The following is an 11,991-nucleotide window of genomic DNA, read 5'->3' on the forward strand; positions in this document are numbered from 1 at the left end:
AGCCGAGTCAGATGAACCGCTGCCCCTCGAACGGGTTCCAGCTCTGCTGCCCTTTGGCCTGCTTCAGGTAATAGGCCCGGTTGGTCAGGAAGCTGTACAAAAACGCAAACCCCATGCTGATACCGTTATCCAGAGGACGCGGGATTTCGCTGCCCGTCGCGACCTCATAGACGCTCAGCAGCAGCCCGATGCCGATGATGATGGCCAGCATGACCAGGTTCTTCTTCCACAGCCCCAGCACGAACCAATAGATCGGGCCGAAGAAAAAGGCTATGAAATTGTTGTTGATCAGCAACTTCTTCCCGAACGGCAAGGCGCGGAATGCGGCTTTGTATGACTCGGAGGTGGGGGCGCCGTACTGATCGAAGAAGGCGAAACGCTCCCGCCATTTTGGCTTGAGGTTATCCGGGGAAGATTGGGTCTGAGGGATGCCTTCCATTGGTGACTCCTGTGATTGTCGTCCGTGGGTTTCGAATAGCCGTGATCATGGCCGTTTCGGAGGGTAAATCAGCATACTTTTGAGGGCAAGCTTGATCCCTGGTGCAAAGCGAGAGCCAGCTCACAGAACGTTCAAGGCGGAAGTGGCCGAGCGTGTGCTCGATGCTTTGCCGCGACATGTCCGTGGGGCAAACCGAGATGCGCGACACCCTGCTATCAATATGGAACCAACGTGGCAACCCGCGTCAACGCCTGGAGTCGCAGGACGCTACTGCGATAAGCCAATGCCATCCATGAACAAGGGGTTCAATGCGCGGGCTTGCCTGCAGGACAACCAGCACCGTGCGCCCATGAGATCAAGCGCTGAACTTTCGGGCCGCACAGCGGCCCCGTGCATGGGTTACCATACCGCCCTTGCGCAACACCCATCACCCAAGCCAAGCCCTCGCTTGCTCGACTCGACACCAACAGGTCATCCATGCGTCTGTTTCATACCTCCGACTGGCACCTGGGCCAAAGCCTGCACGGCCAGGAACGCGATTTCGAACACGCCTGCTTCCTCGACTGGCTGCTCGGCCAGCTACACCTGCGCCAGCCGGATGCGCTGCTGATTGCGGGCGACATCTTCGACACCGTCAACCCGCCCGTCAAAGCCCAGGAACGCCTCTACGACTTCATCGTCCAGGCCCACGAGCAGCAGCCCAAGCTGGACATCGTGATGATCGCCGGCAACCACGACTCCGGTTCGCGCATCGAGCTGCCCGCCGCGCTCATGCGCCGCCTGCGCACCCATGCCCTGGGCCGTGTGCACTGGCTGGACGAGGGCCAGCTGGATGCCGAGCGCCTGCTGATTCCGCTGACCAACGGCCGTGGCAAGGTGGCCGCCTGGTGCCTGGCCCTGCCGTTCCTGCGCCCGGCCGAAGTGACCGGCCCGCAGTTGGGTGACGACTACCTGCAAGGCATCACCCAGGTGCACCAGCAACTGATCGCCGCCGCGCAGAAGAAGCGCAAGAAAGACCAGGCGCTGATTGCCATCAGCCATGCTCACATGGCAGGTGGCGCGGTGTCGGAAGACTCCGAACGCAGCCTGATCATCGGCAACGCCGAGGCGCTGCCGGCCAAGCTGTTCGACAAGGCTATCAGCTACGTCGCCCTGGGCCACCTGCACAAGCCGCAGAAGGTCAACCGCGAAGAACGCATCCGCTACAGCGGCTCGCCAATCCCGCTGTCGTTCGCCGAAATCAACTACCCGCACCAGGTCCTGGAAGTGGAGTTGGACGGCAACGGCCTGGTCAGCGTCGAGCCACGCCCCGTACCACGCGCCGTGGCCCTGCAACGGGTGGGCCCGGCACCGCTGGGCGAGCTGTTGCAGCAACTGGCCGACCTGCCAGTGATCGACCTGCTTGAAGACCCCAACCGCCAGCCCTGGCTGGAGGTGCGGGTGATGCTCGACGAGCCGCAACCCGACCTGCGCCAGCAGATCGAAACCGCGCTTGAAGGCAAGGCGGTACGGTTGATCCGCATCAGCGCCGAATACGCTGGCCGCAACAACGCCGAAGACGATGGCCTGGCCTTTGTCGAGCTGGCCCAGATGACCCCGCAAGACCTGTTCAGTCGCGCCTGGGAGCAAGCCTACGGCAACCCCGCCGACGAGCAGACCCTGGCCGACTTCGCCCTGCTGTTGCAGGACGTGCTGCAGGAGGAGGAACAGCCATGAAAATTCTCGCCATCCGCCTGAAGAACCTGGCATCGCTGGCCGGTCCGATCGACATCGATTTCACCGCAGAACCGTTGGCCAGCGCTGGCCTGTTCGCCATCACCGGGCCTACCGGCGCCGGCAAGAGCACCCTGCTCGACGCCCTGTGCCTGGCGCTGTTTGGCACCGTGCCGCGCCTCAATGACATTGGCCGTGAGGCCAAGGTGCCAGACGCCGACGGCGAAATCCCCACTTCCGACCCGCGCAACCTGCTGCGCCGTGGCACCGGCAGCGGTTTTGCCGAGGTCGATTTCGTCGGCATCGACGGCCGCCGCTACCGCGCCCGCTGGGAAGCCAACCGTGCCCGCGACAAGGCCAACGGCAAACTGCAGCACAGCCGCCAGAGCTTCTACGACCTCGACAGCGAGCAGGTGCTCGGCAGTGGCAAGAACGAATACAAGCAACTGGTCGAAGCCCGCCTGGGCCTGAACTTCGAACAGTTCACCCGTGCGGTGATGCTGGCCCAGAGCGAGTTCGGCGCGTTCCTCAAGGCCGATGACAAAGACCGCAGCGAGCTGCTGGAAAAGCTCACCAACACTGCCATCTACACCCGCCTGGGCCAGCGTGCCTTCAGCAAGGCACGCGAAGCCAGCGAGGCACACAACGCCCTGAAAGAACGCGCCAGCCACCTGCTGCCGATGGCTGCCGAGGCCCGTGCCGAGCTCGACCAGCGCCTGGAGCAGGCGCAGCAGCAGTTCAAGACCGACCAGGCCGGCGAGCGTCAGCTGGAGAAGCAACGCAGTTGGCTGAATGAGCAACGCCAGCTACAGGCCCAACACACCGAAGCCAGCACCACGCTGCAGGCCGCCGAACTGGACTGGCAACAGCTGGCCGAACCACGCCTGGACCTGGTACGCCTGGAGCGCCTGGCCCCACAGCGTCACCAGTTCCACCGCCGACAGGCACTGAGCGCACAGCTGGCGCCAGTGGCGGCAAAAATTGCCGAGCAGCAACAGCAACAAGCCGAACTGCAGGTGCGTACCCGCGAGCTCGAACAGGCGCTGGACCATGCGCGCCAAGCGCTTGCCGACCGCCAGGCCCAGCACGTCGAGAACGCGCCGCGCCTGCGCCAGGCTTTTGCCGCGCAGGACAGTCTGGCACGCCTGGACCAGGAACTGGCCGCCGAGCGCAACATCAGCCAGCAGGCGCAACAGCAGCTCGCTGACGGCCAGCAGCAACTGCAGCAGCTGGAAGACAACCAGCAGCGCAGCGTGCAGCAACTGGCGCAGATCGAAACCGCGCTTGCCGACAGCCAGCACCTGGCGGGCCTGGCCAATGCCTGGCACGCCTACCTGCCGCAACTGAAGCAGGTAATGCTGATCGGTGGCCGCCTGACCAAGGGCCGAGAAGAGTTACCCGGCCTGCAGGCCCAGGCCAGCCAGGCCAATGCGCACCTGCAGGCCGAGCGCGACGCCTACGACCTGTTGTTCCGTGAAGCCAAGGCCGAACCCCAGGCCCTTGCCGAGCAGATCGACCTGCTCGGCGGCATGCTGCAGGACAACCGCAAACAGCAGCGCGCCGTAGAGGAAATGTCACGCCTGCACGGCCGTGAACAGGAGCTGCGCCAGCAGCTGGACGCCCTGCGTGAACGGCAGCAGCAGGCCATGCTGCAACGCCAGCAACTGATTACCGAAGGCACTGCCGCCAAGGCCGAGCTGGAGGCCGCCGAACAGGCGCTGGTCCTCACCCGTCAACTGCTGGAACGGCAACGCCTGGCACGCAACACCAGCGTCGAAGAACTGCGTGGACAATTGCGTGACGGCGAACCCTGCCCGGTCTGTGGCAGCGCCGAACACCCGTTCCATCAGCCAGAAGCGCTGCTGCAGAGCCTGGGTCGCCATGACCAGGCCGAAGAGCACGCAGCGCAGAAACAGGTCGAAACCCTCAACAGCAAGCTGGTGGAACTGCGTACCCAACTGGGGGTGGTCAACGCCCAGCTCAAGGACTCCCAGCAGCAACAGCAGCAACTGGGTGAACAGTTGCAACCGCTGGTGGCTCAGGTGCAGGCACACAGCCTGTGGCCAGCCCTCGCCCCGCAGGACGACAAGGCCCGTAGCACCTGGCTCGACGGCCAGCTACGTCGCCTGGATGAAGAAATCAGCCAGGACGAGAAACGCCAGAGCGCCCTGCTGGCTCTGCAAAAAGACGCCGCCCGCCTGAACCAGCAATTGCAGGCGGCCTACGACGCCCAGCAACAGGCCCAGCGCCATCTGGAGCAACAGCACCAGGCCCTGGCCAACGATGAGCAGCAGTTGCAGCAAGGCCTTGACGACCTGGCCGGCGTCTTGCCCAAGGAAGCCCTCAAGGCCCTGAACGAAGACCCGGCCAATGCCTTCCTCGCCCTCGACCAGCAGATTGCCCAGCGCCTGCAGCAACTGGACCAGCGCAAGGACGAACTGGAAGAACAGCAAGCCCGCCAAACCCAGCTGGACAAGCTGCGTGATCAACAACAGACGCGCCTGCAAGGCCAGCAGCAGTTGCAGCAGAAACTGGCCGCCCTCGACGAGCAACGCCAGCAAGCCCTGGCCTCACTCGGCGAACTGCTCGGCGAACATGCCAGCGCCGAAGCCTGGCAACAGCACATGGACACCGCGCTGGAACACGCCCGCGCCCTTGACGCCGACACCGCCCAGCGCCTGCAGGAGCTGCGCACCCAGGGTGTACAACTGGCCAGCGAACTCAAGGCCAATGCCCAGCAGCAACAGGCGCTGGAAAGCGAGTGCCAGCAATTGCAGGGCCAGATCGCGCAATGGCGCAGCGAGCATCCGGAGCTGGACGACGCCGGGCTGGATCGCCTGCTGGCCATGGATGACGCCCAGGTGAATGAGCTGCGTCAGCGTGTTCAAGGTGCCGAGAAGGCCATCGAACAAGGCCGCGTGCTGCTGCAGGAACGTGAGCAGCGCCTGCAACAACACGCCGCACAAATGACCGTGGACACCTCGGCCGAAGCCCTGGAGCAGGCCCTGGCCGAACTGCGCGGGCGCCTGGCCAACCATGAGCAGCAGTGCGCCGAACTGCGCGCGCAACAGGCCGACGACCAGCGCCGGCAGCAGGCCCACCAGGCGCTGACGGCAGAAATCGAACAGGCCCACCAGCAGTGGCAACGCTGGGCCCGCCTCAATGCCCTGATCGGTTCGGCCTCGGGCGATGTGTTCCGCAAGATCGCCCAGGGCTACAACCTCGACCTGCTGCTGCACCACGCCAACGCCCAACTGCGTCAGCTGGCCCGCCGCTACCGCCTGAAGCGCGGCGGCAGTGCCCTTGGCCTGCTGGTGCTGGACACCGAGATGGGCGACGAACTGCGTTCGGTGCACTCGTTGTCGGGCGGGGAAACCTTCCTGGTGTCGCTGGCCCTGGCCCTGGGCCTGGCGTCGATGGCTTCCAGCACCCTGCGTATCGAATCGTTGTTCATCGACGAAGGCTTCGGCAGCCTCGACCCCGAGTCACTGCAGTTGGCAATGGACGCCCTCGACGGCTTGCAAGCCCAGGGCCGCAAAGTGGCGGTGATTTCCCACGTACAGGAAATGCACGAGCGCATCCCGGTACAGATCCAGGTGCGGCGTCAGGGTAATGGCCTGAGTGACGTGGAGGTGTGCGGGTGATCCTCTACTCGTTCCGCCGCTGCCCGTGGGCCATGCGTGCGCGCCTGGCCCTGCGCTATGCCGGCTGCGAGGTGGAGATCTGCGAAGTGGCGATGAAGAACAAGCCGGCAGAGCTGCTGGCCTTGTCGCCCAAGGGCACGGTACCGGTGCTGGACACCGGTGCCGGGGTACTGGAAGAGAGCCTGGACATCATGCGCTGGGCGCTGACGCAAAACGACCCGCAGGACTGGCGGCTACAGGCCAACCCTGTGGCTGCACAGCAGGCTGAAACGCTGATTGCGCGCAATGACACCACGTTCAAGGCGCACGTGAACCTGTACAAGTATGCCGAACGTTACCCGGAGCATTCCCGCGAACATTACCGCCAGCAGGCCGAGGCCTGGCTGGCGGAGCTAGAAGGCCTGCTGGCGGGCCAGCCCTACCTGCTGGCCGACCACCCGAGCATGGCCGATGCCGCGTTGCTGCCTCTGATGCGCCAGTTTGCCGGGGTCGAACCGCAGTGGTTCGCCGAGGCGGCTTATCCGCGGGTGCGGAGCTGGCTGGAGGGGTGGCTGGCTTCGGAGCTGTTCAAAGCGATCATGGTTCGCTGAACAGGGTGGAAATTTGGCCAGCAGGGCCGGCCCTTTCGCGGGTGAACCCGCTCCTACGACGGCCTGTGTCCACCACCATCTGTGTGTAGGCGCGGGTTTACCCGCAAATACGGTGGCGGCGGCAACGGTGAATCGCGGGTGGAAATTTGGCCAGCAGGGCCGGCCCTTTCGCGGGTGAACCCGCTCCTACGACGGCCTGTGTCCACCACCATCTGTGTGTAGGCGCGGGTTTACCCGCGAATACGGTGGCGGCGGCAACGGTGAATCGCGGGTGGGAATTTGGCCAGCAGGGCCGGCCCTTTCGCGGGTGAACCCGCTCCTACGACGGCCTGTGTCCACCACCGATCTGCGTGTAGGCGCGGGTTTACCCGCGAATACGGTGGCGGCGGCAACAGTGAACGGCGCGTGAAAATTGGCCAGCAGGCCCGGCCCTTTCGCGGGTAAATCCACTTCTTGCACGGTGTGTCTGGCCAGTTCACCTATGAGCGAACCCTCCCAACCTCTTAATCGATGAACTTCAGGTCCGAAGGCGCGTCCTGCGCCATGGTCTGCACGGTCTCCCCCAACTTGCCAGTCAAGAGATCACGGCGCATGACCACGATCTGGTTGCTCTTCTGGTTGGCTACCAGCAGGAAATTGCCGCTAGGGTCCAGGGCAAATTCACGGGGGTGATCGCCTTCCACGGAACGGCGCTGCACGAACGTCAACTGGCCGTCATTCTTGCCAACCGCAAACACCAGGATTTCATTCGCCGTGCCACGGTTGCTCACGTACAGGAAGCGGCCGTCCGCCGACAGGTGCAGGCCTCCCGCTGCCTTGGCCGCTGCATCCTGCTGCTCGGTCAGCGGCAGGCGTTGACGCTCAAGCAAAGCAGCGTCCTCGACGTCGAACATCACCACTTCGCCACTCATCTCCAACGTCAGGTAAGCATGCTGGCCCTTGGCGTCGAACAGCAGGTGACGGGGCCCACTGCCTGGCGGCAAGGCCACCGAGGCCGGGATTGCCGGGCTCAACGGCTTGTCCACACTGGCGCCGTCGTAGCGGTAGATGAATACCTTGTCCGCGCCCAGGTCGCAGGCATAGACATGCTGGCCATCGGGCGACAGCACCAGTGCATGCACATGGGCACCGGCCTGGCGCTCGGGGTTGACGCCACTCGCCTTGTGCCGGGCCTGTTGCACCGCGGGCTCGAGTTTGCCGTCCCTGGCCACCGGGATGACCACCAGGCTGCCGCCGGGGTCAGGCTTGACCGCGTAGTTGGCCACGAACAGATAACGCTGGTCACGACTGAGGCTGGCGTGAGTCGGTTCGTCACCTTGGGTGACCATCTGGTTGAGCGGCTTGATTTCGCCCTTGGTGCTGACGCTGAAACTACTGGCATGGCCACCCGGGGTTTCATTGACCACGAACAGCTGACGCTGGTCGGCCGACAGCACAAGCCAGGAAGGGTTGACGTTCTTGACCACTTGTCGCGGTGTGGGGTCGATGCGGCCGGCCTTGTCGTCGAACTGGTAGCGGTAGATACCCTGGCTGGCGCCATCGGTGTAGCTGCCCACCAGCAACGTCGAGGCGTGGGCGTGGATAGTCAGGCTCATCAGGCTAGCGGTCAGCAGGTTAGTCCAGGTGCGGTTCATCTTGCTCATCATCCGGGGCGCGAAAGGCACTCATACAGACTAGTCGATGCGCGCCGTTGGCATCGTCGAGTTGCCACTCGTCTCCGGTGGCGATGGCGGCAGCGATTTGCTCAGGCGTGAACGACCAGCGGCGCAATTGGCGGCCGTCCATGCATTCGACAGTGAGGCCGGCTTCATCGGCGGTGAAGTCGAAGGCGTGCAGGCCGTCGATCAGAAGCATATCGCAGGCCTGCAGGGCGGTAGCGAGGGGGGACATAGGGGTACCAATCTGAAATGGATTGGCAGTATAACCTTGGGGCCGCATTGCGGCCCCTTCAATCAATGGGCAAAGATCGACCCACCCTCCTTGCCCACCATCTTCTCAGGCTTGATCAGGAACCGCGCCAATGCCGGTAGCAGCCACAACGCACCAAACATGTTCCAAAGCAGCATGAAGGTCAGCATCAGACCCATGTCCGCCTGGAACTTGATCGCCGAGAAAATCCAGGTGCATACCCCAATGGCCAGGCACAGCCCGGTGAACAGCACCGCTTTGCCGGTCGAGCGCAGGGTCTGGTAATACGCCTCCTGCAACGGTAAACCGGCACGCAGGAAGCTTTCCAGGCGGCTGTAGATATAGATGCCATAGTCCACACCAATCCCCACACCCAGCGCCACCACCGGCAAGGTCGCCACTTTCACCCCGATGCCCATGTAGGCCATCAGCGCGTTGCCCAGCACCGAGGTCAGCACCAGGGGCAGCACGATGCACAGCGTGGCGGCGAACGAGCGGAAGGTGATCAGGCACATCACGGCCACGCAGATGTACACCAGGATCAGGATGGTCAGCTCGGCCGACTTGATCACCTCGTTGGTCGCGGCCTCGATGCCCGCGTTGCCCGCCGCCAGCAGGAACTGCAGGCCTTCCTTGTCATGGCTGTCGGCAAACGCCTTGGCCACGGCGGTGACGCGCTCCAGCGTTTCAGCCTTGTGATCATTGAGGAACACCAGCACGGGTGCCAATGAGCAGTCGCCGTTGTAAAGGCCATCGGCCCGGGCGATAGAGTTGTTGAGGATGTCCGGGTTGCGCGACAGGGTTTCCCATTTCAGGCTGCCCTCGTTCATGCCCTTGATCACCTGTTTGGAAACGGTGACCAGGGAAATCGCCGACTGCACGCCTGGGGTGTTTTCCATGGTCCACATCAGCTCGTCGATCGGCGCCATGGTCGAGTGGACCGAGCACTTCTCCGACGGCGTCTTGACCATGATCACCAGCACATCGGAACTGGTCGAGTAGTTGCTGATGATGAAGTTGTTGTCCTGGTTGTAGCGCGAGTCGGGGCGCAGCTCCGGTGCACCCTGGTCGAGGTCACCGATCTTCAGGTTCTGGCTGTACCACAGGCCGCCGGCGAAGGCGAGCAGTGCCAGCACCACCGACACCGGCGCCACCTTGGCACTGGCGAAGTTCGACAACAGGCGCCAGAACGGGTGCTCGCGGGTCGCGTCTTTCTTGCTGCGCTCGATGGCCTTCTTGCTGATGCCGACGTAGGAGATGGCCACCGGCAACATGATCAGGTTGGTGAACACGATCACCGCCACACCGATGGAGGCGCCGATGGCCAGTTCGCGAATCACCCCGATGTCGATGATGAGCAGGGTAATGAAGCCCACTGCGTCGGCAAGAATGGCGATCATTCCCGGCAGGAACAACTGACGGAATGTGCGCCGGGCAGCGGTTAGGGCATTGTCGGCATCACTCGACTGCAGCGCGATACCGTTGATCTTCTGCACCCCGTGGGAAATGCCGATGGCGAAGATCAGGAACGGCACCAGCATCGAGTACGGGTCCAGGCCAAAGCCCACCGCATGCATCAGCCCCAACTGCCAGACCACCGCCACCAGCGTGGTAATGAGCACGGCGACAGTGCTGCGGATGCACCAGGTAAACCAGTACAACAACACCAAGGTGATCGCCAGGGCGACGCCGAAGAACATCGCCACCATCACCAGGCCATCGATCAGGTCACCGACCTTCTTGGCAAAGCCGACGATGTGGATTTTTACATTGGGGTTCTGCGCCTGGAACTTGTCGCGGATCTTCTCTTCCAGCAGGTGAGAGAACTGCTGGTAGTCCAGCTTCACCTGTTTGCCAGGGTCCTGCGGGTCCGGGTAGCTCTCCAGCAGCGGCACGTCGACGATGCTGGACTTGAAGTTGTTGCCTACCAGGCGCCCCACCTGGCCTGACTTGAGCACGTTGTCGCGCAAGCTATCGAGGCTGTCCTGCGAACCGTTGTAGGTGTTAGGGATTACTTCGCCACCGGAAAAGCCCTCCTCGGTGACCTCGCTCCAGCGCACGCTGGGGCTCCACAGTGACTTCAACCCGGCCCGGTCGACACCGGGAATGTAGAACACCTCGTCATGGATCTGACGCAAGGTCTCCATGTAGTCCTTGTCGAAGATGTCACCGTTCACCGCCTCCACCGAGATGCGCACGGTGTTGCCGAGATTGGCCAGGTCGTTGCGGTGCTCCATCATCTGCTCGATGAACGGGTGCTGCAGCGGGATCATCTTCTCGAAGCTGGTGGACGGGCGAATCTGCGTGGCCTGCCAGAACAGGAAAATGCTGACCAGCACGCACAGGGCGATGACCACTGGGCGGTTATTGAAGATCAGGCGTTCGAGCAGCGTGGCTTGATCCTGATGATGCGGGTGCATGGCAATGCTCTCCCTGCTGGTCATGGACGCACCTCCCGGGCAGCCTGATCAGCCCCTTCGGCGCTGGTCAGGTGCACACCACCCTGCCCTACCAGCAGCAGGCCGCCGTTGGCCAGGCCACTGACGCCGGCCAGGGCGAGGCGGTCGGCACGGTTGTACACGCTGAAAGTCTGGCCGTCGTCCGTGCTGCGCAGCACGCTGCCACCATTGCCGACCAGCACCAGGGTGCCATCATCGACAAGCGTAGCGCCTGCCAGGCCGAACTCCAGCGTACCGCGTGCGGCCTTGAGTTCGATCGGCTGCCAGCTGTCACCGAAGTCGCTGGAGCGGAACAGGTTGCCGCGAAGGCCGTAGGCCAGCAGGGTCTGCGGCCTGGCGGTGCCGATCACGCCGAACAGCGAGCCCTCGTAGGGGCCCTGGACCTTGGCCCAGGTCTGGCCCTTGTCGGCGGAGCGGTACATACCGCCCTGCTCACCCACGATGAACAGGCCGGCATCGCGCACTTGGGCGATACCGTTCAGGTGCAACTGATCCGGGTTGTCCAGCCGCTCGGCCACGTCCTGCCAGTGCTGCCCGCCATCGGTGGTTTCCAGCAAGGCGCCATAGGCCCCCACGGCAAAGCCGTGCTGGGCGTCGAGGAAGGTGACATCGAGCAAGGGCGCTTCACGGGCGAGGTCTTCGAACTGCTTGCTCCAGGTAGCGCCGCCGTCGCTGCTGGCAAGTATCTGCGCGTCATGGCCGACGGCCCAGCCATGCTTGTCATCGAGGAAAAACACGGCAGTGAGCAATTGCCGGGTGGGTACCCGGGCCTGGGTCCAGGTACTGCCCTGGTCGTCGGAGAACAGAATGTGGCCGCGATCACCGACCACCACCAGACGCTTGCCGGCATGGGTGGTGTCGATCAACAGGCTTTCACTGGCCTTGGCCGACTCGGTGGAGTATTCGTCGGCTGCCGCGGCCTGGGCGCTGTCGGCCCACACACCCAATGCCAGTGCCAGCATCGCGCTGGCTGCCCATGGCCAGGCACCACGCCTGGCTGGCGTACGTAACTGTTCCCTCATGACTGCCCCCTTGTTGTGTTCTTTTTGGTGGGTCAATGCCTTGCAGGCCTTGCGAATGCCTGATCTAGAGGCCTGCAATAGCTTGAGGGGATCGTAGCGGGGATGTTGGCGGGAGTACAACGGGCGGGGTGTTATGTTTTGTTGTCGGCCGGGGAAAGCCGGGGCCGCTGGGCGACCCTTCGCGGGTGAACCCGCTCCTACAAAGGTTACGTCCCC

8 protein-coding genes are annotated in these 11,991 nt (G+C 63.5%); 3 read left to right on the forward strand and 5 right to left on the reverse strand.

The features are described 5' to 3' along the window. Positions 1–7: 7 nt before the first annotated feature. Positions 8–439, reverse strand: a complete 432-nt coding sequence (locus tag ACF8EF_RS10720; protein WP_003247236.1) for a DUF2628 domain-containing protein — start codon at positions 437–439, stop codon at positions 8–10. Between the two features lie 477 nt (positions 440–916). On the opposite strand from ACF8EF_RS10720, the gene ACF8EF_RS10725 reads away from it, so the two are divergent. From ACF8EF_RS10725 to ACF8EF_RS10735, 3 genes are read left to right on the forward strand one after another with little or no spacing between them, the layout of a single operon-like run. Continuing rightward, the gene (locus ACF8EF_RS10725; protein WP_176684480.1) at positions 917–2,155 is read left to right on the forward strand and encodes an exonuclease SbcCD subunit D C-terminal domain-containing protein; all 1,239 of its coding nucleotides are present in this window, start codon (positions 917–919) and stop codon (positions 2,153–2,155) included. Then, positions 2,152–5,796, forward strand: coding sequence for an AAA family ATPase (locus ACF8EF_RS10730; RefSeq protein WP_176684481.1), 3,645 nt, complete (start codon positions 2,152–2,154; stop codon positions 5,794–5,796). Before ACF8EF_RS10725 ends, ACF8EF_RS10730 begins: the two co-directional genes overlap by 4 nt. After that, positions 5,793–6,386: a glutathione S-transferase gene (locus tag ACF8EF_RS10735; RefSeq protein WP_392461003.1), complete on the forward strand. Its 594-nt coding sequence runs from the start codon at positions 5,793–5,795 to the stop codon at positions 6,384–6,386. The genes ACF8EF_RS10730 and ACF8EF_RS10735 overlap by 4 nt, the downstream gene beginning before the upstream one ends. 503 nt (positions 6,387–6,889) lie before the next feature. Here the strand turns inward: ACF8EF_RS10735 and ACF8EF_RS10740 are convergent. From ACF8EF_RS10740 to ACF8EF_RS10755, 4 genes are all read right to left on the reverse strand, one after another. Continuing rightward, positions 6,890–8,020, reverse strand: coding sequence for a lactonase family protein (locus tag ACF8EF_RS10740; protein ID WP_256122363.1), 1,131 nt, complete (start codon positions 8,018–8,020; stop codon positions 6,890–6,892). Beyond that, positions 8,001–8,276 carry a DUF5629 family protein gene (locus ACF8EF_RS10745; RefSeq protein WP_176684484.1) on the reverse strand — a complete coding sequence of 92 codons (276 nt, stop codon included), beginning with the start codon at positions 8,274–8,276 and terminating at the stop codon, positions 8,001–8,003. The genes ACF8EF_RS10740 and ACF8EF_RS10745 overlap by 20 nt, the downstream gene beginning before the upstream one ends. A 62-nt stretch (positions 8,277–8,338) precedes the next feature. Continuing rightward, on the reverse strand, positions 8,339–10,738 hold the full coding sequence (locus ACF8EF_RS10750) for an RND family transporter (protein WP_176684485.1): 2,400 nt from the start codon (positions 10,736–10,738) through the stop codon (positions 8,339–8,341). Further along, positions 10,735–11,775, reverse strand: a complete 1,041-nt coding sequence (locus ACF8EF_RS10755; RefSeq protein ID WP_176684486.1) for a YCF48-related protein — start codon at positions 11,773–11,775, stop codon at positions 10,735–10,737. The genes ACF8EF_RS10750 and ACF8EF_RS10755 overlap by 4 nt, the downstream gene beginning before the upstream one ends. Positions 11,776–11,991 lie beyond the last annotated feature (216 nt).

The organism is Pseudomonas sp. zjy_15 (genome assembly GCF_043101865.1).
GTDB lineage: Bacteria > Pseudomonadota > Gammaproteobacteria > Pseudomonadales > Pseudomonadaceae > Aquipseudomonas > Aquipseudomonas putida_Y.

What these genes read in the sequence shown, in the direction of transcription:
- ACF8EF_RS10745 (WP_176684484.1), bottom strand. Translation starts at nt 8,276, where the DNA reads ATGTCCCCCCTCGCTACCGCCCTGCAGGCCTGCGATATGCTTCTGATC.
- ACF8EF_RS10740 (WP_256122363.1), bottom strand. Translation starts at nt 8,020, where the DNA reads ATGAACCGCACCTGGACTAACCTGCTGACCGCTAGCCTGATGAGCCTG.
- ACF8EF_RS10755 (WP_176684486.1), bottom strand. Translation starts at nt 11,775, where the DNA reads ATGAGGGAACAGTTACGTACGCCAGCCAGGCGTGGTGCCTGGCCATGG.
- ACF8EF_RS10725 (WP_176684480.1), top strand. Translation starts at nt 917, where the DNA reads ATGCGTCTGTTTCATACCTCCGACTGGCACCTGGGCCAAAGCCTGCAC.
- ACF8EF_RS10730 (WP_176684481.1), top strand. Translation starts at nt 2,152, where the DNA reads ATGAAAATTCTCGCCATCCGCCTGAAGAACCTGGCATCGCTGGCCGGT.
- ACF8EF_RS10750 (WP_176684485.1), bottom strand. Translation starts at nt 10,738, where the DNA reads ATGACCAGCAGGGAGAGCATTGCCATGCACCCGCATCATCAGGATCAA.
- ACF8EF_RS10720 (WP_003247236.1), bottom strand. Translation starts at nt 439, where the DNA reads ATGGAAGGCATCCCTCAGACCCAATCTTCCCCGGATAACCTCAAGCCA.